This window comes from Streptomyces sp. G5(2025) (assembly GCF_049542075.1).
In the GTDB taxonomy this organism is placed as follows: domain Bacteria; phylum Actinomycetota; class Actinomycetes; order Streptomycetales; family Streptomycetaceae; genus Streptomyces.
The window spans coordinates 4,598,124-4,617,899 of the sequence record NZ_JBMUZT010000006.1 but is presented as its reverse complement, the minus strand read 5'-3'; the positions used below and the strand labels follow the sequence as shown (position 1 = coordinate 4,617,899).

Annotated in this window: 17 protein-coding genes; 8 read left to right on the top strand and 9 right to left on the bottom strand. The window is 72.0% G+C overall.

What is annotated here, in order from left to right:
- The first annotated feature begins 12 nt into the window (after nucleotides 1-12).
- Nucleotides 13-996, top strand: a complete 984-nt coding sequence (rarD, locus tag ACOBQB_RS31820; protein ID WP_423596635.1) for an EamA family transporter RarD — start codon at nucleotides 13-15, stop codon at nucleotides 994-996.
- A gap of 93 nt (nucleotides 997-1,089) precedes the next feature.
- Here rarD and ACOBQB_RS31815 read toward each other — a convergent pair whose 3' ends face one another.
- Both ACOBQB_RS31815 and ACOBQB_RS31810 read right to left on the bottom strand, forming a co-directional pair.
- Nucleotides 1,090-1,341, bottom strand: a complete 252-nt coding sequence (locus tag ACOBQB_RS31815) for a hypothetical protein (RefSeq protein WP_423596633.1) — start codon at nucleotides 1,339-1,341, stop codon at nucleotides 1,090-1,092.
- A gap of 14 nt (nucleotides 1,342-1,355) precedes the next feature.
- Complete coding sequence (locus ACOBQB_RS31810) at nucleotides 1,356-1,829, bottom strand: SDR family oxidoreductase (protein WP_423596631.1); 474 nt, start codon at nucleotides 1,827-1,829, stop codon at nucleotides 1,356-1,358.
- Nucleotides 1,830-2,106: 277 nt separating this feature from the next.
- Here ACOBQB_RS31810 and ACOBQB_RS31805 point away from each other — a divergent pair, with 277 nt between their 5' ends.
- Complete coding sequence (locus ACOBQB_RS31805) at nucleotides 2,107-2,970, top strand: AraC family transcriptional regulator (RefSeq protein ID WP_423596629.1); 864 nt, start codon at nucleotides 2,107-2,109, stop codon at nucleotides 2,968-2,970.
- Here the strand turns inward: ACOBQB_RS31805 and ACOBQB_RS31800 are convergent.
- Complete coding sequence (locus tag ACOBQB_RS31800; protein WP_423596628.1) at nucleotides 2,907-3,158, bottom strand: hypothetical protein; 252 nt, start codon at nucleotides 3,156-3,158, stop codon at nucleotides 2,907-2,909. The two genes, ACOBQB_RS31805 and ACOBQB_RS31800, sit on opposite strands and share 64 nt — an antisense overlap.
- 202 nt (nucleotides 3,159-3,360) lie before the next feature.
- On the opposite strand from ACOBQB_RS31800, the gene ACOBQB_RS31795 reads away from it, so the two are divergent.
- The 3 genes from ACOBQB_RS31795 to ACOBQB_RS31785 all read left to right on the top strand — a co-directional run bounded on the left by ACOBQB_RS31795 (nucleotide 3,361) and on the right by ACOBQB_RS31785 (nucleotide 6,859).
- Complete coding sequence (locus ACOBQB_RS31795; RefSeq protein ID WP_423596626.1) at nucleotides 3,361-3,813, top strand: VOC family protein; 453 nt, start codon at nucleotides 3,361-3,363, stop codon at nucleotides 3,811-3,813.
- Nucleotides 3,814-4,508: 695 nt separating this feature from the next.
- On the top strand, nucleotides 4,509-6,023 hold the full coding sequence (locus tag ACOBQB_RS31790; protein WP_423596624.1) for a hypothetical protein: 1,515 nt from the start codon (nucleotides 4,509-4,511) through the stop codon (nucleotides 6,021-6,023).
- A 239-nt stretch (nucleotides 6,024-6,262) separates the two neighbouring features.
- Nucleotides 6,263-6,859, top strand: coding sequence for a flavodoxin family protein (locus ACOBQB_RS31785; RefSeq protein ID WP_423596622.1), 597 nt, complete (start codon nucleotides 6,263-6,265; stop codon nucleotides 6,857-6,859).
- A 66-nt stretch (nucleotides 6,860-6,925) separates the two neighbouring features.
- On the opposite strand, the gene ACOBQB_RS31780 is transcribed toward ACOBQB_RS31785, so the two are convergent.
- The 4 genes from ACOBQB_RS31780 to ACOBQB_RS31765 all read right to left on the bottom strand — a co-directional run bounded on the left by ACOBQB_RS31780 (nucleotide 6,926) and on the right by ACOBQB_RS31765 (nucleotide 11,687).
- A complete protein-coding gene (locus tag ACOBQB_RS31780) occupies nucleotides 6,926-7,858 on the bottom strand; it encodes an ABC transporter permease (RefSeq protein ID WP_423596620.1) in 933 nt (310 codons plus the stop codon).
- Nucleotides 7,845-8,846, bottom strand: a complete 1,002-nt coding sequence (locus ACOBQB_RS31775; RefSeq protein ID WP_423598890.1) for an ABC transporter ATP-binding protein — start codon at nucleotides 8,844-8,846, stop codon at nucleotides 7,845-7,847. The genes ACOBQB_RS31780 and ACOBQB_RS31775 overlap by 14 nt, the downstream gene beginning before the upstream one ends.
- A gap of 247 nt (nucleotides 8,847-9,093) precedes the next feature.
- Nucleotides 9,094-10,389 carry a LolA family protein gene (locus tag ACOBQB_RS31770; protein WP_423596618.1) on the bottom strand — a complete coding sequence of 432 codons (1,296 nt, stop codon included), beginning with the start codon at nucleotides 10,387-10,389 and terminating at the stop codon, nucleotides 9,094-9,096.
- A 287-nt stretch (nucleotides 10,390-10,676) separates the two neighbouring features.
- Nucleotides 10,677-11,687 carry a polyprenyl synthetase family protein gene (locus tag ACOBQB_RS31765; RefSeq protein ID WP_423596616.1) on the bottom strand — a complete coding sequence of 337 codons (1,011 nt, stop codon included), beginning with the start codon at nucleotides 11,685-11,687 and terminating at the stop codon, nucleotides 10,677-10,679.
- Between the two features lie 381 nt (nucleotides 11,688-12,068).
- Between ACOBQB_RS31765 and ACOBQB_RS31760 the strand changes: the two genes are divergently transcribed.
- Both ACOBQB_RS31760 and ACOBQB_RS31755 read left to right on the top strand, forming a co-directional pair.
- Complete coding sequence (locus ACOBQB_RS31760; protein ID WP_423599024.1) at nucleotides 12,069-12,302, top strand: hypothetical protein; 234 nt, start codon at nucleotides 12,069-12,071, stop codon at nucleotides 12,300-12,302.
- Nucleotides 12,303-12,366: 64 nt separating this feature from the next.
- Nucleotides 12,367-14,370, top strand: a complete 2,004-nt coding sequence (locus ACOBQB_RS31755; RefSeq protein WP_423596614.1) for a CocE/NonD family hydrolase — start codon at nucleotides 12,367-12,369, stop codon at nucleotides 14,368-14,370.
- 4 nt (nucleotides 14,371-14,374) lie between these two features.
- Here the strand turns inward: ACOBQB_RS31755 and ACOBQB_RS31750 are convergent, their stop codons facing one another.
- Nucleotides 14,375-15,187, bottom strand: coding sequence for an HAD family hydrolase (locus ACOBQB_RS31750; RefSeq protein ID WP_423596612.1), 813 nt, complete (start codon nucleotides 15,185-15,187; stop codon nucleotides 14,375-14,377).
- 443 nt (nucleotides 15,188-15,630) lie between these two features.
- Here ACOBQB_RS31750 and fahA point away from each other — a divergent pair, with 443 nt between their 5' ends.
- Nucleotides 15,631-16,965, top strand: a complete 1,335-nt coding sequence (gene fahA / locus ACOBQB_RS31745) for a fumarylacetoacetase (protein WP_423596610.1) — start codon at nucleotides 15,631-15,633, stop codon at nucleotides 16,963-16,965.
- A gap of 580 nt (nucleotides 16,966-17,545) precedes the next feature.
- Here the strand turns inward: fahA and recQ are convergent.
- Complete coding sequence (recQ, locus tag ACOBQB_RS31740) at nucleotides 17,546-19,594, bottom strand: DNA helicase RecQ (RefSeq protein WP_423596608.1); 2,049 nt, start codon at nucleotides 19,592-19,594, stop codon at nucleotides 17,546-17,548.
- Between the last annotated feature and the right edge of the window lie 182 nt (nucleotides 19,595-19,776).

Here is a 19,776-nt window from a genome sequence, read left to right as displayed (position 1 = left end):
GAAGGAGGGGCCGTGGACAGCGGAGCAGCCGGGCAGTCGAGGAGCGAGCAGCGCATCGGGCTGCTGAACGGCTTCGCGGCCTACGGGATGTGGGGGCTCGTCCCCCTGTTCTGGCCGCTCCTCAAGCCGTCCGGGGCAGCCGAGATCCTCGCGCACCGCATGGCGTGGTCCCTGGTCTTCGTGGGCGTCGCGCTGCTCTTCGTACGACGCTGGGGTTGGGCGCGCGAGCTGATCCGCCAGCCGCGCAGGCTGGGTCTGGTGGCGATAGCGGCGGCCGTCATCACCGTCAACTGGGGCGTCTACATCTGGTCCGTGAACACCGGCCACGTCGTCGAAGCCTCCCTCGGGTACTTCATCAACCCCCTGGTCACCATCGCGATGGGCGTCCTGCTGCTCGGCGAACGGCTGCGGCCCGTCCAGTGGGCGGCGGTCGCCGTCGGGCTCTCGGCGGTCCTCGTCCTGGCCTTCGGCTACGGGCGGCCGCCGTGGATCTCGCTCTGTCTCGCCTTCTCCTTCGCCACGTACGGCCTGGTGAAGAAGAAGGTGAACCTGAGCGGCCTGGAATCGCTCACCGCCGAGACCGCCGTGCAGTTCCTGCCCGCCGTCGGCTATCTGGTGTGGCTCGGCGCGCAGGGCGAGGCCACGTTCGGCACGGAGGGCCTCGGTCACTCGGCGCTGCTGGCCGCCACCGGTGTGGTGACCGCCGCTCCGCTGGTCTGCTTCGGGGCGGCGGCGATCCGGGTGCCGCTCTCCACGCTGGGGCTGCTTCAGTACCTCGCGCCCGTCTTCCAGTTCCTCCTCGGCATCCTGTACTTCCACGAGGCGATGCCGCCCGAGCGGTGGGCCGGCTTCGGGCTCGTGTGGCTGGCGCTCTCGTTGCTGACGTGGGACGCGCTGCGGACGGCCCGCCGCAACGCCGTCCGGCTGGCCGCCGCCCGCCGGGCCGCGACGGCCACCCGGCCCGCCGTCCAGGGCGAACGGGAGCCCGCGGCCTGACGACCGTGCCAGTCCCTCCCTCTTCCCCGTGCTCTCCCCGGACCTGTCCCGAGGCTTTTCCAAAGGGCTTGTCCCAAGGGCCTGTCCGAAGGCTTATCCCCAGGCGCCCGACTCCGCGGCCCTCTTCGCGTACTCGGTGAAGTCGCGGGCCTCCCCGCCGAGGACCTTGCGGACGCCGGACACCGGCGCGGAGTTGTGGCCCCCGGCGAGGAAAGCGAGCACGGCCGCCAGCGAGCGGGCGGCCTCCTCGGGCACGCCCTCGCCGACCAGCTCGGCGACATACGCCTCCTCCGTGACGTCCTCGAACCGCATCGGCCGCCCCGACGCCTTCGCGATCTCCGCCACCGCCTCGGCGAACGTCAGCGAGCGGGGCCCGACAGTTCGTACGTACGACCCGAGTGGCCGTCCTCGGTGAGCAGGACGGCGGCCACCTCCGCGATGTCCTCGACGTCGATGAACGGCTCCGGCACGTCGCCGACGGGCAGTGTCAGGCGCCCTTCGAGCAGGGGCCCGCGGAAGACGTCCTCGTCGAAGTTCTGCGAGAAGTTGTTCGGACGGATCACCGTCCAGTCCACGCCCGCCTCACGGACCACGCGCTCGGCCTCCGCCATGGACGGTCCGAAGGAGTCGCCGTAGATTTCGATGCCCCTGCCGGACAGGACCACGAAGCGGCGCACGCCCGCCGCCCGCGCCTGCGCGACGAAGTCGGCGATCGGCTCGGGGTCGGGCGGCCCGACCAGATAGAGCGCGCCCACACCCTCCAGGGCGGGGCCCCAGGTGACGCGGTCGGTCCAGTCGAACGGTGTCTCCGCCGTCCGGGAGGCGGCCCGCACGGTGCGCCGGCCGCGCGGAGCCGGGTGACGACGCGGCTGCCGGTCTTGCCGGTGGCACCGAGGACGAGGATGGGGGCGCCACCGCCCCCGCCCCCGCCCCCGTCGGACGTCTGGTTCCACGCGGTGGAGAGCCGCGAGGCCTGGTGGGCCCGGCGGATCTGCTCGGTCTGCTGGTTCTTCCGCTGGTTGTTGGTCATGTGTTCGGCCAACTTCCTTGGCGCGTCAGGGGGCATGGGTATCCGTCTCGAAGGGATGGACGTCCGTCTACCGTGGGGGCATGGACGCTCTGGGGGATCTGCTGCGAGGGGTGCGTGCGGACGGCGCGCTGTTCAACCGGACGGTGCTGACGCGCCCGTGGGAGACGAACTGCACCGAGAGGGCGGCGCTCGAACTGATCACGGTGGTACGCGGTTCGGCCCGCGTCTGTGTGGCGTCGGGCGAGCCACGGACCCTCCGTGAGGGCGGCGCCGCGATCGTGTGCACGAAGGCGCCGTTCACCCTGGCCGCCGTCGGCGCCGAATGCGAACTGGTCAGCGGCTCCTACCAGTTGGACAGCGCCGTCGGTCGGCGTCTGACCAGCACGCTCCCACCCCTGCTCGCCGTCCCCTCCGGCGAGGAGTGCATGCCCATCGTGGAACTCATCGCCGCCGAGATCGCCGTCGACCGTCCCGGACGCCAGTACGTGATGGACCGGATGCTCGACTGGATGCTGGCCTGCACCCTGCGCGAGTGGTTCGACCTGCCCGAAGCCTGCCCTCCCGCCTGGTACCGCGCACTCGGCGACGACATCGTCGGCCCCGCCCTGCACGCCATGCACGACGAACCCACGCGCCCCTGGACGGTGGCGGCGCTCGCCGCGCGCGCCCAGGTCTCGCGCGCGGTGTTCGCCAGGAACTTCACCGACCTGGTCGGCAGGCCCCCGATGGCGTACCTCACCGAGTGGCGCATGACGCTCGCCGCCGAGCTGCTCGCCGAGCCCGGCGCGACGGTCGCCTCCGTGGCCGGGCAGGTGGGCTACGCCGACGGGTTCGGCTTCAGCGACGCCTTCAAGCGGATCCGGGGCATCGCGCCGAGCGCCTACCGCGCCTCGCTGACCACGGGCAGCACGGCCTCCGGCGCGGGGCTTCGCGCGGTGGGCTGAGCGGCGCGCTGAACCTTGGCCCGGGCGGCGGGCTGAGCAGCGCGCTGAACCTTGGCCTGGGCGGCGGGCTGAGCGGCGCGCTGAACTGCGGGCTGTGCCGCGAGGAACGTGGAGACCACCCAGAGCAGCCCCAGATCGATGCCCAGCTCGATGACCGCGGCGAACTGGTCCATCGTGAACTTGGACATCTGGCCGACCAGGGATGTCCACGAGCAGCGCCGCCTGGAAGAGCCACGTCCTCTACGACCCCTCCAGCGTGACGCCCCGGGCGCCTCCCCGCGATCCGGGAACACCCCGATCCGACCCTCAACCTCCCCCTAGGTGAACCGAGTTCGCGTGAGAGCGCGGAAAACGGCACCTCCACGCCTCGTAACCGATATAACTGGTTACATGACCACTCTGCACTGGAAGCTCGTCATCGACGCCACGGACCCGCATGCGCAAGCCACGTTCTGGGGCGAGACGCTGGGATACGAGGTCGAGGACAACAGCGCGCTGATCGACCGCCTCCTCGGACTCGGCGCGGCACCGGAGGAGGCGACCGTCGAGTTCCGCGGCCGCCGCGCCTGGCGCGACCTCATCGCCGTGCGGCACCCCGACGACCCGTACGAGCAGGAGACCGGCGTGGGGCTGGGCCGCCGGATCCTCTTCCAGCGCGTCCCCGAGGCCAAGACCGGCAAGAACCGGCTGCATCTCGATGTGCACTCCGCGGCCGGGCGCCGCGACGAGGAGGTCACCCGTCTGGAGGCGCTGGGCGCGTCCGTGACCCGGCACGTCAAGGAACCGGGTGGCGAGTGGGTGATCATGAGCGACCCGGAGGGGAACGAGTTCTGTGTCCACTAGGGGCGGCGGCCCGGCGGTGGCAAGCTGGCCGTGACGTCCCCCTGGCCCCTCGGGCCACAGGGGACGGCACTGCCGAGCCAGCCCCACCTGCCAGCGTCGAGGAGGCCGTCCCTCATGGCCCTTTCCGGTCTGACCCTGTCCGGTACGGCCCCGTCCAGCAGGACCCCGGCCAGGCTCCCCCGCCTCACCGCGCGCGCGGCCTGCCCTGCCTGCCGCCGGTGCGCCCGGCCCCCGGGCTCCGCATGCGCGAGACCAAGGCATACGGAGTCCGGGGACCTGCCGGCGGAAGGGCTGATCGCGGCGGCGAAGACACGGTGAGCGAGCGAGGGGTCGCACGCCGCCGAGCCGCCACGAACGCCGACAGCCCGGCGCCACCCGCAAGCTCCGCGCCCGGCAAAGCCTCCGCGGATCCGCCCGCCACAGCCCCGGTAGACCACCAGCCCGCAGATCCACCCGACACAGCTCCGGTAAACCACCAGCCCGCGGAACTGCCCGCCACAGCCTCGCCAGACCCCCGGCCCGCGGAACTGCCCGCCACAACCCCGGCAGACCCCCAGCCCGCAGAACTACCCGCCACAACCCCGGCAGACCCCCAGCCCGCAGAACTACCCGCCACAACCCCGGCAGACCCCCAGCCCGCAGAACTACCCGCCACAACCCCGGCAGACCCCCAGCCGGACGACGCCTCCGGGTCCTTGCCCGGCGCAGCCTCCGCCCGCGCAGGCACAGAGCCCCGCCCCGAGCGCCTCGCCCACCGCCTCCTCCTCGCCGTCTGCTGCGCCTTCGCCCTGCTGTCGTGCGTCCTCGTTCCGCTCACACTGCCCCTCGGCTGGGACGAGCTCGTCTACGCCAGCCGGTACTCGCCCTACGCTCCCGCCACGCCGTACAGCGCCCCCCGCACGCGCGGCGTGCCGTTCCTCATCGCGCCCGTGGCCACGTGGAGCGGTTCCACCGTGCTCCTCAGGGTGTGGCTGACGCTGCTGGCGACCGCCGCCCTCTATCTGGGGTTCCGCCCCTGGCTGCGCGCGGCCCACCGGCCCTGGGCCGCGCCCGTCGCCGCCGCGCTGTACGGCAGTCTGTGGATCGCGCTCTTCTACGCGAACGAGGCCATGCCCAACCACTACACGGCCATGGGCGCCGTCGGCGCGGTCGGACTCTTCCTGTGGCCACGGCAGTCCCTCCTGACCTGCACCGGCGTCGCGACCGGTATCGCCCTCGCCACCCTGATGCGGCCCAACGACGGCTTCGCCATAGGGCTGCCCCTCCTCGTCGCCGCCCTGCTGATTCCTGCCTGGCGCGGACGTAGCCGCGTCCTCGCGGTGCTCGCCGGGCTCGGGGCGGGCGCGCTGCCCTGGGCCGTGGAGGCGTACATCCGTTTCGGTGGGGTCCGTGAACGGCTGACGGAGGCGAGCGAGGTGCAGGGCGACCTGCGTCCGCTGCTCTCGTTCGTCCACCACCTCACGGTCATCGACGGGCCGCTGCTCTGCCGCCCCTGTGACCACGACAGCGTCCGGCCCGTGGCGGCGGAGTGGTGGGTGCTGCTGACACTCCTGGTGGCGGCCGGCCTGTGGACCCTGCGCCGCGCGGGCTCCCGGCCCACCCCACGACAGGCGGGGCCCGCCACGCCGACCCCGTCCGCCACAGCCCCGGCGGACCCCTTTCGCGACGCCCTCCTCGCCCTCGTCACGGGCCTGGCTATCGCCCTCCCGTACTTCGTGCTCGTCCCCTACGCGACCCCGCGTTTCCTGCTCCCGACCCACGCCCTGTTCGCCCCCACCGCGGCCATCGGACTCCTCACCCTGCTCCGCCTCGCGCGCGCGGTCCGGCCCCGGTGGATCGGCGTCGCCGTGCCCGCCCTCGTACTCGGCGGCCATCTCGCCGTCCAGGCGGCCCTCGCCCATGGCAACGCCAAGATCCAGGGGGACGCCCGCCGCGACTGGGCGCGGGTCGCGGAGACCCTGGAGCGGCATGGCGTCGGCAACGGCACGAGCCCCGGCACCGGCGCCCCCTGCCTCCTGAACGGCAACACCTCCGTCATCCCCCTCGCCCACACCGCGGGATGCGCGCCCGGCGACGGACTCGACGATCCGCGCCGCCCCACCGCTCTGGTGATGCGCGGGGCCGCGCCCCCGGAGTGGGCCCGCGACTGGCCCCGCCATACGGTCCCCGGCACGTATATGCGCGGGTGGGTCATCCACGTACACCCCTGAGGCAGGCGGCTGGTCCGGGCCCGGGTCGGGGTCCGGGTTCGGGTCGGGGTCCGGGTTCGGGTCCGGGTCGGGGTCCGGGTCCGGGTCCGGGCAGCCAGGACGACCCCTGAACCCGACGGAACCCTGGACGAAGTTGCTTGCGCATGCATATAGTGCACGCGCAAGCAATCGCCGCAGCGATCGGCCCGGCACGCCCGACGCACTCACGCACACCGGGCCACCTCCAGGGGGAGACTCTTATGACCCGCAAGTTCCTCTTCGTCGTCGGCAGCGCCCGCCCCGAGGGCAACACCGAGCTCCTGGCCCGCAAGGCCGCCGAGCAGTTGCCTCCGGACGTCGAGCAGCGCTGGATCCACCTCGCCGACCATCCGCTGCCCGACTTCCAGGACCTGCGTCACGACGACACCCGGCCCCGCGCCCGCCCGCGCCCCGAGGGCGACGACGAGGCGCTGCTGCTGGACGCCACCCTCGACGCCACGGACATCGTCATCGTGTCGCCGCTGTACTGGTACTCGGTGTCGGCCACCGTCAAGCGGTACCTCGACTACTGGGACGCGTGGCTGGAGGTGCCGGAGATCGCCTTCAAGGACAGCCTCAAGGGCCGCACGCTCTGGGGCGTGACGGCGCTCGCGCACCGCGAGGAGGAGGTGGCGGAGCCGCTGATAGGTACGTTGAACCACACCGCCGCCTTCTTCCCGATGCGCTTCGGCGGTGTCCTGCTCGGCAACGGCACCCGGCCCGGCCACGTCCTTCAGGACTCCGAGGCCCTGGCCCGCGCCAAGACGTTCTTCGCGCAGGAGCCGCCGCTCGCCCGCTACCCGTACGACAAGGCCTGAGGACACCAAGTCCTGAGTACGACAAGGCCTGAGTACGACAAGGCCTGAGTACGACAACACCTGGGGCTACGCCATGACGTCCTTCGCCCCGAACCGCGCCCACGCCGCCGAGCCGAAGACAGCGGCGTAGAGCCCCTGCATCTGGAAGTTCTTGACGAGGTCGTCCCAGTGGACGGGCTCGCGCATCAGGTCGGCGAAGGACAGCCAGTAGTGGGAGAAGAAGTACGGATGGAGGGCGTCCAGTTGCGGGATCTGGTCGAGGATCTGCACGGTGATCAACAGGCCGACGGTCGTCGCCATCGCCGCGATGCCGCTGCTGGTGAGCGTCGAGACGAACAGTCCGAGCGCCGCGACGCCGATCAGTGACGCGGCCACGACGAGCGCGATGAGCAGGGCCCGCAGCAGCCCCTCGCCGAAGCCGATGCGGGTGCCGGAGATCGTGGTGACCTCGCCGAGCGGAAAGAGCAGCGCGCCCGTCGCGAGCGCGGACGCGGCGACGACCAGGGTCGCGACCAGGCAGAACGTCAGCGTGGTCGCGTACTTCACGAGGAGCAGGCGGGTGCGTCCGGCGGGCGCCACCAGCAGATAGCGCAGCGTGCCCGCGCTCGCCTCGCCCGCGATGGCGTCACCGGCGACGACGCCGACCGCCATCGGCAGGAAGAACGGCAGCGTCGCGGCGAGCGCGGTGAAGACCAGGAACAGGCCGTTGTTGGTGATCTGCGCGATGAACGCCGGGCCGCCGCCCCCGCCACCCCCGCCGATCGCCGAGCCGTCGCTCGTCTCGATCCTGACGGCGATGCCGACGAGGACCGGCACGGCGGCGAGCACGCCGAGCAGCGCGAGGGTCCGCCAACGGCGGAAGGTGATCGCGAGCTCGCTACGGAAGAGCCCGAGGGCCCAGCTGGGCCTCGGCTCCCTCGGCTCTCTCTGCTCCGTCGGCTCTCTCGGCACGCCGGCCACGCCCGCCTTGGATACGTCCATCGGCTCAGCCCGCGACATCGAAGCCCTCCCCCGTCAGCGCCACGAACGCGTCCTCCAGTGAGGCCCGTTCGAGGCCGAAGCCACGGACGCGTACGCCCGCTTCGACCAGCGCGGCGTTCACATCGGCGAGTTCCGTGTCCTGGCCGGACGCGTCCTTGCCCGGCGGCTCGCCCGTCACGCGGTCCTCCGTCACCACGAGATCCGCCACGCCCCGCTCCTTCAGGACGCGGGCCGCCTCGCCCGGGTCCGGTGTCGTCACCACCAGCCTGCCGCGTGCGCCCGCCGCCAGCTCGGCGACCGGGCCCTGGGTGATCAGGCGGCCCCGGCTCATCACGGCCGCGTGGGTGCAGACCTGCTCGATCTCGTCGAGGAGGTGCGAGGAGAGGAAGACGGTCGTCCCCTCCGCCGCCAGGTCCCGCACCAGGATGCGGATCTCCCGCATGCCCTGCGGGTCGAGGCCGTTCGTCGGCTCGTCCAGGACCAGGAGCCTGCGCGGCTGGAGCAGCGCGGCCGCGAGGCCGAGCCGCTGTTTCATGCCGAGCGAGTACGCCTTCGCCTTCTTGCCCGCGGCGGCGGTCAGGCCCACCCGGTCCAGGGCGGCCTCGGCACGGCTGCGCCGGGTACGGGGATCGGCGGTCGGGTCGGCGGAGTCGTACCGCAGGAGGTTGTCGCGGCCCGACAGGAAGCCGTAGAGGGCGGGGCCCTCGATCAGCGCGCCCACGTGCGGCAGGACGGTGCGCGCGGCGCGCGGCATGGGGCTGCCGAGGACGCGCGCGGTGCCCGAGGTCGGCTCGATGAGGCCCATCAGCATGCGGATGGTGGTCGTCTTGCCCGAGCCGTTCGGCCCGAGGAACCCGAAGACGCTGCCTTCGGGGACGGTCAGGTCCAGCTGGTTGACGGCGAGATGCCGGCCGTAGCGCTTGGTGAGCCCGCGCGTCTCGATCACGTACGGGAACGGTGCGTCACCGTCCGACCGCACACGCCCGCGCACCTGCCCTTCCCCGATCCCGCCCGACCGCACACGCCCGCCCGCCTTCCCCTCCTCGCTCCTGCCCGACCGCCCCCTCCCGCTCGGCTCCCCGCTGTCCCCCGGCGCCTGTCGTGGCGTCGGCGGTGGTCCCCCGATCGTGCCCGGCACCGTCTCCTCCTGTCGCCCGGCCGGCTTCGGCACGCGCACGGTTCGGCGGTGCCGGAACGGCCCCTCGCCGCGGGCCACGGTGCCGCCACCGTGGCCCACCGCTCGGGCCCCACGCCTAGTGCGCCGCGTTCGCCGCCTTCACCAGGGCGTCCTTCGTGACCGCGCCCGCGTAGACCTTGCCGTCATCGGTGACGAGGGCGTTGATCAGGCGGGTCGAGAAGACCGTGCCCGAGCCGAACTTCCCGCTGACCTGGTCGCCCAGCGAGTCGAGCAGCTTCTGCGCGTCCGGCGGGACGTCGCCCGAACCGGCCGTCGGCAGGCCCTGGCCGCCCGGCAGCCGCAGCTCGGCGATGGAGGTCCAGCCCTCGCCGATGACCTTCAGGCCGTTCATATCCTCTTCCCTGAACTCCTTGCCGTCCTTCGCCTTGTCCTTGAAGTCACGGTCCTTGAAGTCACGGTCCTTGAAGTCACGGCCCTTCGGCGCGTGTTCGTCGGCCTCGGTGACCTTCGCGCCCTTGGGCGGCGCGAAGTCGAACGTGCTCGCGGACGGCTTGCCGAAGTCGACCTTCGTGAAGCCCGTGTCGATCACCGCCGCGCCGCCGGAGGCCGGGGTCAGCGTGAACTTGAGCGGCGTACCCGTCTCCGCGTCCACGGCGACCGTGATCCGGCCGACCGTCGAACCGGACTGCTTCGGCTCGACGACCAGGCGGTACGCGTCGCGTCCCGCGACCTGCGCGGTCCCGTCGACCTTCACGGACGTCGTGTCGTCGACGGCCTTCAGCGCCTGCTCGGCGAACTCCTTGGGTGTCGCGGGCCCGCCCTTGGGCGGCTCCGCCTCACCCTTGTCCCCCGAGACCTGGAAGCCCTTCGCGTGGTACGCCTCGTTCGACGCGCTGTCGTACGCCCACACCTCGTCGCCATTGTGGATCAGGCTGTACTCGGCGGCATCCTCCAGGATGGACACCTTCTGCTTGTCGGGACCGTCGGCCGCGACGCGCAGCGTGTGCGTGCCGGACGCCAGCTCCATCAGCTTGCTCTGGGGGTCGGCGGCCGAGCCTCCGCCGCCTTCACCGCGGTCGGCGCCATCGCCACCGCCGCCTCCGCCTCCGCCTCCACCGCCGGCGAAGCCGCCCGCCATGCCGCCCATCGACGGCAGGCCCAGATCCGTGCTGATCTTCACGTTGCCGGAGAGCTGCTGCGTGTCCGACGCGGCGATCTTCTCGATGAGTTCCTGAGCGGTGACCTTCGGCAGATCCGGGTCGCCCGAGCTGGCGAGCGCCGGGACGAGCCCGATGGTCGCCGCCGCCACCCCCGCCACCGCGACCGGGACGACGTAACGGGCCGCCTTGCGGCGCCCGACGCGCAGTTCCCCGGCTTCGCTGGTGTCCTGTTCCGGTTCGTACGGTGCCATTGTGTGCCCTACCTCCGTGGTCGGCGGCGGCTCTCCTGTACGTGCCTGTACGTGCCTGTACGTGCCTACGTCCACTCCGCGCCGCCATTCTCACCCGAATTGGTCAGGAGTGGTGGTGTCCTTACTGAGGTCCATCCGACCAAATCCGCCGCGCAGAAGCGTCAGACCCCGGGCGCAACTCGACGTACTGCCACGGGATGACAAAAAGCGGCGGCGCCTCCCCCGACCCGTAGGGGGTGACGCCGCCGATGATGAGTACCGCGTACCGGAGTACCGCGTACCGGCCCTCAGCCCGCCCGGTGCACCACCAGATCGCAGAGCTCGACCAGCGAGGTCTTCGCGTCGCACTCCGGCAGCGGCGCCAGCGCGGCCCGCGCCTCCTCGGCGTAGCGCACCGTGTCGCGGCGGGCCTGCTCCAGCGCGGGGTGGGCGCGCAGCCCGGCGAGCGCCTCGGCGTGCCGGGCGTCGTCGGTGAGGTCGGAGTCGAGCAGATCGCTCAGGGCGATGTCCTCGGGCAGGCCGAGCCGCTCGACGCGTTCGCGCAGGCGCAGGACCGGCAGCGTCGGAATGCCCTCGCGCAGGTCGGTGCCCGGGGTCTTGCCGGACTCATGGGAGTCGGAGGCGATGTCGAGCACGTCGTCGGCGAGCTGGAAGGCGACGCCGAGCCGCTCGCCGTACTGCGTGAGGACGTCGACGACGGTCTCGTCGGCGCCCGACATCATCGCGCCGAACCGGCATGCCACGGCGACCAGCGATCCGGTCTTGCCGCCGAGCACGTCGAGGTAGTGGTCGACCGGGTCACGGCCCTCGCTGGGCCCCGCGGTCTCCAGGATCTGGCCGGTGACCAGGCGTTCGAAGGCCTCCGCCTGGATGCGGACGGCCTCCGGGCCGAGGTCGGCGAGGATGTACGAGGCGCGGGCGAAGAGGAAGTCACCGGTCAGCACGGCCACGGAGTTGCCCCAGCGCTGGTTGGCGCTGGCGACGCCGCGGCGCACGTCCGCCTCGTCCATCACGTCGTCGTGGTAGAGCGTCGCGAGGTGCGTGAGCTCGACGACCACGGCGGAAGGCACGACACCCGGCGCGTAGGGGTCGCCGAACTGGGAGGCGAGCATCACGAGCAGCGGGCGGAAACGCTTCCCTCCGGCCCGGACGAGGTGCTGGGCTGCCTCGGTGATGAACGGGACCTCGCTCTTGGTGGCCTCAAGCAGGCCCTCCTCGACAGCCGCCAACCCTGCCTGGACATCGGCTTCGAGAGCCTGGTCCCGCACGCTCAGCCCAAAAGGCCCGACGACGGTCACGAGAGGTTCTCCTGTCTGCTGACGATCACATGGCGAACTCGGTCGATCATTGGATCTCGGTCGATGACACGGTTTGTCGATGTGTCGCTGCCATCACTCAAGTCAGCGTATCCGGTCGCGTTTCGATCACAGCGAGCACCTGCCCGTGCAGAGGCGGCCGGGCAGCCCGCGATCACCACCGGTATGTTCTTGATCAGGCCATACGACTGATAGGACCGACCCGCACCAGAAAGTGCATAAAGACCGGGAGCAACCACTTTGTCCCGTACTACCGCCGAGTACGAGCCGCCTACGGAACCGCCCCCGGGTCCGCCCCCGGGTCCGCCGCCAGGTCCGCCGCCAGGTCCGCCGCCGGGTCCGCCGCCGGATCGGTACCGCGCGGTGCTGTGGGGCGGCGTCCTCATCGCCTGCGGCCACTACGCGATGGCCGTGCCGACGGCGGCGATGACGTGGGTGGGCCTCGGCCTGGTCAGCGCGGGCACCGGCCTGCTCAAGCCCGACCTCGCCCCGCAGGCCTTCGCCAGTCAGACCATGGGCGGGCTCGCCGTGCTCGCCGGCATCGCCGTGATCGCGCTCGCGCCGTGGCTGCGGCGCACCATGCACCCCGTCCACTGAAGCCGCCCAGCGCACTCCGTGCGCAGAACCCGCACCCCACACCCCGTCCACCGAGGTCCCTCCCATGACGACGCACCCGAAGATCCGGACCGACTTCCCGTACGAGACGACCCACGAGGACATCCGCGTACCCCTCGCCGACGGCACCAAGCTCTACGCACGCGTATGGCGTCCGGTCACCGACGAGCCCGTGCCCGTGCTCCTCGAATACCTCCCCTACCGCCTCAGCGACTGCACGGCACCCCGCGACCGGCAGCGCCACCCCTGGTACGCGGGCCACGGCTACGCCTCCGTACGCGTCGACATCCGCGGCCACGGCAACAGCGAGGGCCTGCCCACGGACGAGTACTCCGCGCAGGAGCTGGCCGACGGCGTCGAGGTGGTCAACTGGCTGGCCGCGCAGGACTGGTCGACCGGCAAGGTCGGCATGTTCGGCATCTCCTGGGGCGGCTTCAACTCCCTCCAGATCGCGGCCCTCGCGCCCGAGCCGCTCAAGGCGGTCGTCACGGTCTGCTCGGCGGACGACCGTTATGACAACGACGTGCACTACATGGGTGGTTCCGTCCTCGCGGTGGACATGCACGCGTGGGCGGCGACGATGCTCGCCTTCGTCTCGCGCCCGCCGGACCCGTACTTCGTGGGCGACGCGTGGCGCGAGATGTGGCTGACGCGCCTGGGATCCGTCGAGCCCCTCATCCACACCTGGCTGGACCACCAGACCCGCGACGACTACTGGCGGCACGGCAGCGTCTGCGCCGACCACTCGGCGATCGGCGCCGCGGTGCTCGCGGTGGGCGGCTGGCACGACCCGTACCGCGACACGGTCCTGCGCCTGGTCGAACACCTTCCCGACGAACAGGTGCGGGGCCTGATCGGCCCGTGGTCGCACCAGTACCCCGACCGGGGCCTGCCGCCGGGCCCGGCGATCGGCTTCCTCCAGGAGACGCTGCGCTGGTGGGACCACCATCTCAAGGGCGTCGACACCGGTGTCATGGCCGAGCCGAAGCTCCGCTCCTGGATCAGCGACTCGCACCCGCCGGCCACGGTCTACCCCGAGCTGCGCGGCGGCTGGGTCGGCGACCCCGCCTGGCCGTCCCCGAACGTCACCCCGACCACCTACGCCCTCCAGGGCACCCCGCTGCTCGTCAACTCCCCGCAGCACACCGGCCTGGACGCGGGCCGCTACTTCCCGCTCGGCAACGACGCCGACCTGCCGCCCGACCAGCGGGACGAGGACGCGAAGTCGGCGTGCTTCGAGTTCGAGGTGCCTTCGGAGGTACGGATCCTCGGGCGCCCCAAGGTGACGCTGCGGCTGCGGATGGACGTGCCGTACGGCCAGGCCATCGCGCGCCTGTGCGACATCGCGCCCGACGGCTCGTCCACGCTGGTCACGCGCGGCGTGCTGAACCTCTCCGCCCGGCACGGCAGGGACCGCGCGGACGCCTGGCCGCTCGGCGCCACCGAGGACGTGACGTTCCCGCTCAACGGCATCGGGCACACCTTCCCGCCGGGCCACCGCATCCGCCTCGCGATCTCCTCCGCGTACTGGCCGTGGATCTGGCCGCAGGCCGACACGGCGGGCTTCACCCTGGAGCCGCTCGGCAGCTCGCTGGAACTTCCGGTGCGGGCGGGCGACTTGGACCCGGCGATCACCTTCGAGCCCCCGGAGCAGTCCGAGCCACTCGGCGCGGCATCCCCGGCGACCCTCGACGAGGAGCGCCCCGAACGTCTGGTCGTACGCGATGTCGCCAAGGGCGAGTGGCGCCTGGAGGTCGACCCGCGCTACGGCGGCACGCGCGTATACCCCGACGGCCTGGAGTTCACCGAGGACGCCCTGGAGACGTACACGATCCACGAGCACGACCCCCTGAGCGCCCGCACCCGCTCCGACTGGACGATCCGCCTGCACCGCCCCGAACTCGGCTGGGACGTCTCGGTCGAGACCCACTCGGAGATCACCTGCGACGCGGCGGACTTCCTCACCTCCGACGAGGTGATCTGCCGCCATGGCGACGAGGTCGTCTTCCACCGGACGTGGGAGCGGCGGATCAGGAGGACGGCGGGGTGACCGGTCAGGCCCTGGCCATCATCCGTTCCAGGACGACAGCGATCCCGTCATCCTCGTTCGAGAGAGTCAACTCGTCGGCCACCGCTTTGAGTTCCCCATGGGCATTGGCCATGGCCACGCCGTGCGCCGCCCACAGGAACATCGGGATGTCGTTGGGCATGTCCCCGAAGGCCACCGTGTCCGCGGCCGTCAGGCCGAGGCGCTCGGCGGCGAGCGCGAGACCGGTCGCCTTGGTCACCCCGCACGGCTGGAGCTCCACGGTGCCCGGCCCGGACATCGTGACCGTCGCGAGCGACCCCACGACGCCGCGCGCCACCGCGGCCAACTCGTCGTCCGCCAGCGTCGGATGCCGCAGCAGCACCTTGCTGATGGGGGCCTCCCACAGCACGTCACGCCCGGGCACGCGCACCGCGGGCAACGTGGGGTGCGGCATCTCGTACCCCGGCTCGATGAGCGTGAGGCCGTCCACGCCGTCCTGGTCGACGGCGGCGAAGACCTGCCCGACCTCCGCCTCGACCTTCCCGAGAGCGGCCTCGGCGAGCTCACGCTCCAGGGTCACGGACCACACCATGCGGTGCGCCCCGGCGTCATAAAGCTGCGCACCCTGCCCGCAGACGGCGAGCCCGGTGTACCCGAGGTCGCCGAAGAGGGGCCGCACTCTGGGCGCGGGCCGCCCTGTCACCACCAAGTGCCGCCCACCCGCCTCACCCACGGCGGCCAACGCCCTCCGTGACCGGTCGGACACCGTGTCGTCGCCGCGCAGCAGCGTCCCGTCCAGGTCAGTGGCGATGAGGGCATATGCGAGGGGAGCGGCCATGATCCAGAGAATACGGATCCTGAGCGATGCGGGAAGCGGCTTGGCAAGGCCGATGCGGACGGGGGGCGGCGGAGCCGCATGCAGTTCATCAGAAAGTGGAAGTTGACGTTCCAACACAACGACGCGGAAGACCCGTGCCACGCGCCAGCGTCCCGTCCGGAACCCGCGCCCCCGCCCCTCTCCCTCCCATCCCCCCGGGCCAACCAGCACAACGATCGTGACCGCGCTGGTAGGCACCCCGACCGCCGCGCACGGCACCCCGCTCGATCGAGTCCGGGCCTTCTGTCTCGGCATGGCCGCGGACGGCACGGGCCATGTCGGCATGGACCAACAAGGCTTATCCGGACATGGCGACCTCTTCAGGCACTGCCGTAACGGGGGCCTTCACACGTAACGTGTGGCACACCCTGTAGCTCACCCCATGGAAAGCGAGGCAGGTACGCATGTCCGAGCAGACCCCGCTCGACCCGGCCGCCGGTGACTCCTCCGGCCCCGAGCGCGATTCCTTCGGCCGGTCCGGGGGCGACCCCCTCGGCGCGTCCGAGGGCGATCCCTTCGGCCTGCCCGAGGGCGACCCCTTCGGACCGCACAACCTCCCCTACGGCGTCTTCTCCCTGCCCGGCGAGCGGGACGACCAGCGCAGGGTCGGCGTACGGCTCGGCTCGTACGTCCTGGACGCGGGCGCCGCGGCCGCCGCGCTCGGCTCCCCCTACGTCTCGCTGCTCGCCCGGCCCACGCTGAACCCGCTGCTCTCCGCGGGCCGCACCGCCTGGTCCGACGTGCGGCGCGCCCTGACCGCGTGGCTGACGATCCCCTCGCACCGCGACTCCGTACGCCCCCTGCTCCACCCCCTCTCCGACGTCACCCTGCACCTGCCGTTCGAGGTCGCGGACTACGTCGACTTCTACACGTCCGAGCACCACGCGACCCACCTGGGCCAGATCTTCCGCCCCGACTCGCCGACGCCGCTGACCCCCAACTGGAAGCACCTGCCCATCGGTTACCACGGCCGAGCCGGCACCGTCGTGGTCTCCGGGACGGACGTGGCGCGCCCCTGCGGCCAGCGCAAGGCGCCCGCCGACGCGGCCCCTGTCTTCGGCCCCTCGATCCGCCTGGACATCGAGGCGGAGGTCGGCTTCGTGGTCGGCACGCCCTCGGCACACGGAACTCCCGTGCCCCTCGCCGACTTCCGCGAGCACGTCTTCGGCCTCACCCTCCTCAACGACTGGTCGGCGCGCGACATCCAGGCCTGGGAGTACGTCCCGCTCGGCCCCTTCCTCGGCAAGTCCTTCGCCACGTCGGTGTCGGCGTGGATCACCCCCCTTGAAGCGCTGGACGCGGCCCGGGTCGCACCCCCGGAGCGCACGCACCAGCTCCTGCCCTACCTGGACGACTCCGCCGAGTCCGCGGCGGACGAACCGGGCGGCTACGACCTGCGCATGACCGTCACGCTCAACGGCGAGGTCATCTCCGAGCCGCCGTACTCCACCGTGTACTGGACGGCCGCGCAGCTGCTCGCGCACATGACGGTCAACGGCGCCTCCCTGCGCACCGGCGACCTGTACGGGTCCGGCACGGTCAGCGGCCCCTCAGCCGGCCAGTACGGCTCCCTGATCGAGATCACCTGGAACGGTCGCGACCCCCTTGAACTCCCCGACGGCAAGCGGGCGTTCCTGGAGGACGGCGACGAGGTCACGCTCTCCGCGTGGGCCCCGGGCCCCGACGGTACCCGGGTGGGCCTCGGCGAGGTGACAGGACGGATCGTGGCGCCGCGCTGACCTCCGCCGCACCGCCGATTTCCGCCCGGCCTCGGTACCGCTCCCTGCTCCCACGGGCCCGGCCTCAGCCGAGCCCGTGGGACTGAGACGCGCCCAGCTTGCGAGGCCGGGGTGTGCCGAGCCCGCGGGCGGGGACAACCCGGTCCCGCGGGACCGGGACAGGCCCAACACGCGGGACCGGGACGGGCCCAGCCCGCGAGGCCGGTACAAGCCAACCCACGGGACCGGGACGGGCCCATCATGCGAGGCCGGTACAGGCCCAACCCGCAGCCAGCACACGCCCAACCCGCGACGCCCGGGACGAGCCCAACCGCGGGACCGAAACAGGCCCAACCCGCAAGGCCAGCACACGCCCAACCCGCGACGCCCGGGACGAGCCCAACCCACGGGACCGAAACAGGCCCAGCCCGCAGGACCGAGACAAGCCCAGCCCGCGAGGCCGGTACAAGCCCAACCCGCGAGGCCCGGGACGATCCCAACCCGCGGGGCCGGGACGGGCCCATCATGCGAGGCCGGTACTGGCCCAACCCGCAGGACCGAGAAGGACCGAACCCGCAAGGCCGGGACAGGCCGAGCGCCGCTACGACGCCCAGTCCGGCTCCTCCTCGAACCCCCAGTCCGGCTCCGCGTCCTCGACCGGCGGCGACTCCCTCCCGATCCCGCCGGCCGAGGCGCCCCCGGCAACCGCACCCCCGCCAGGCGACACGCCTCCCTCAGCCGCACCCCCGGCGGGCAACGCACCGCTCCCACCGGCCGCCGTCCCGCCCGAGAACTCCGCGACGACCCCGATCACGCCCTCGCCGTACGTCGCCCGCTTCTTCTCGCCCACCCCACTGACGCCCGCGAGGTCCGCCACGGACGTCGGCCGCAGCGTGGCGATCTCGCGCAGCGTGGCGTCGTGGAAGATGACGTACGCCGGGACGCCCTGCTCCTTGGCCTGGGCGCCGCGCCAGGCGCGCAGTGCCTCGAAGACCTGCACGGCCTCCTGGGGCAGGTCGGCGACGGCCGCCGCCGACTTCGCCTTGCGCTCGCCCTTGGCGGCCCGCGCCGCCGAGACCCGCTTCGGCTCCTTGCGCAGCCGCACCTCGCGCTCCCGGCCCAGCACGGAACCGCTCGTCTCGGTGAGCACCAGCGTGCCGTACTCCCCCTCGACCGCGAGCAGGCCCTGCGCCAGCAACTGCCGTATCACACCCCGCCATTCGGCCTCCGCCAGCTCCTCGCCGATGCCGAAGACGGAGAGCTGGTCGTGGTCGAACTGGATGACCTTCGCGGTCTTCTTGCCGAGCAGGATGTCGATGATCTGGCCCGCGCCGAACTTCTGGCCGCGCTCCCGCTGGAGGCGCACCACCGTGGAGAGCACCTTCTGCGCGGCGACCGTGCCGTCCCAGGTCTCGGGCGGGGTCAGGCAGGTGTCGCAGTTCCCGCACGACTGCGCCGTCGCTTCCTGGCCGAAGTAGGTGAGGAGCTGGGCGCGGCGGCACTGCGCGGTCTCGCAGAGCGCCAGCATCGAGTCCAGGTGGGAGGCCGCGCGGCGCCGGAACGCCTCGTCACCCTCGCCGGCCTGGATCATCTTCCGCTGCTGGACGACGTCCTGGAGGCCGTACGCCATCCAGGCCGTCGAGGGCAGGCCGTCACGGCCCGCGCGGCCCGTCTCCTGGTAGTACCCCTCGACCGACTTGGGCAGGTCGAGGTGGGCGACGAAGCGGACGTCCGGCTTGTCGATGCCCATGCCGAACGCGGTCGTGGCGCAGACGACGAGCCCCTCCTCGCGCAGGAAGCGGGACTGGTGTGCCGCGCGCGTGCCGCCGTCGAGACCCGCGTGGTACGGGACGGCCTCGATGCCGTTTCGGCAGAGGAACTCGGCGGTCTTCTCGACCGAGTTCCGCGAGAGGCAGTAGACGATGCCGGCGTCGCCCGCGTGCTCCTCCTTCACGAAGGCGAGCAGCTGCTTCTTCGGTTCGGCCTTGGGCACGATGCGGTATTGGATGTTAAGCCGGTCGAAGCTCGCCACGAAGTGCTTGGCGTCCGGCATGCCGAGCCGCTCGGTGATCTCCCGGTGCGTGGCGTGCGTGGCCGTCGCCGTCAGGGCGATGCGGGGCACGTCCGGCCAGCGCTGCCCGAGCACGGAGAGCGTGAGGTAGTCGGGCCGGAAGTCGTGGCCCCACTGCGCCACACAGTGCGCCTCGTCGATGGCGAAGACGGAGATCTTGCCCCGCGACAGGAGGTCGAGGGTGGCGTCCAGACGCAGCCGCTCCGGGGCGAGATAGAGCACGTCGAGCTCCCCCGCGAGGAACTCCGCCTCCATCACGCGCCGCTCGTCGAAGTCCTGCGTGGAGTTGATGAAGCCCGCGCGCACGCCGAGCGCCCGCAAGGCGTCCACCTGGTCCTGCATGAGCGCGATCAGCGGCGAGACCACGATGCCCGTGCCCGGTCTGACCAGGGCGGGGATCTGATAGCAGAGGGACTTTCCGCCGCCGGTCGGCATGAGGACGACGGCGTCCCCGCCGGCGACCACATGCTCGATGATCGCCTCCTGCTCGCCCCGAAAGGCGTCGTACCCGAAGACGCGATGGAGCGTCCGCAGCGCGTCGCTCTCCGTCACCTCGCTCATACCGCTGTTCCCGTCCATCGCTCTGTCCCCCGCCGTACGTCCTGCCTCGGTCACCGCTCCGGTCACTGCCCCGACCACTGCCTCCACGATAGGGCCCCGCACCGACAGCCCGAGAAGTTATCCACAGGCCGCCGCCCGGCATCCCAGATCAGGATGCCGGGCGGCGACATACGTTCGAGGCCGAGGAGAGCGGCCGGGAG

What these genes read in the sequence shown, in the direction of transcription:
- ACOBQB_RS31805 (WP_423596629.1), top strand. Translation starts at nt 2,107, where the DNA reads ATGGACGCTCTGGGGGATCTGCTGCGAGGGGTGCGTGCGGACGGCGCG.
- ACOBQB_RS31800 (WP_423596628.1), bottom strand. Translation starts at nt 3,158, where the DNA reads ATGTCCAAGTTCACGATGGACCAGTTCGCCGCGGTCATCGAGCTGGGC.
- ACOBQB_RS31795 (WP_423596626.1), top strand. Translation starts at nt 3,361, where the DNA reads ATGACCACTCTGCACTGGAAGCTCGTCATCGACGCCACGGACCCGCAT.
- ACOBQB_RS31785 (WP_423596622.1), top strand. Translation starts at nt 6,263, where the DNA reads ATGACCCGCAAGTTCCTCTTCGTCGTCGGCAGCGCCCGCCCCGAGGGC.
- ACOBQB_RS31780 (WP_423596620.1), bottom strand. Translation starts at nt 7,858, where the DNA reads ATGTCGCGGGCTGAGCCGATGGACGTATCCAAGGCGGGCGTGGCCGGC.
- ACOBQB_RS31770 (WP_423596618.1), bottom strand. Translation starts at nt 10,389, where the DNA reads ATGGCACCGTACGAACCGGAACAGGACACCAGCGAAGCCGGGGAACTG.
- ACOBQB_RS31755 (WP_423596614.1), top strand. Translation starts at nt 12,367, where the DNA reads ATGACGACGCACCCGAAGATCCGGACCGACTTCCCGTACGAGACGACC.
- ACOBQB_RS31750 (WP_423596612.1), bottom strand. Translation starts at nt 15,187, where the DNA reads ATGGCCGCTCCCCTCGCATATGCCCTCATCGCCACTGACCTGGACGGG.
- fahA (WP_423596610.1), top strand. Translation starts at nt 15,631, where the DNA reads ATGTCCGAGCAGACCCCGCTCGACCCGGCCGCCGGTGACTCCTCCGGC.
- recQ (WP_423596608.1), bottom strand. Translation starts at nt 19,594, where the DNA reads ATGGACGGGAACAGCGGTATGAGCGAGGTGACGGAGAGCGACGCGCTG.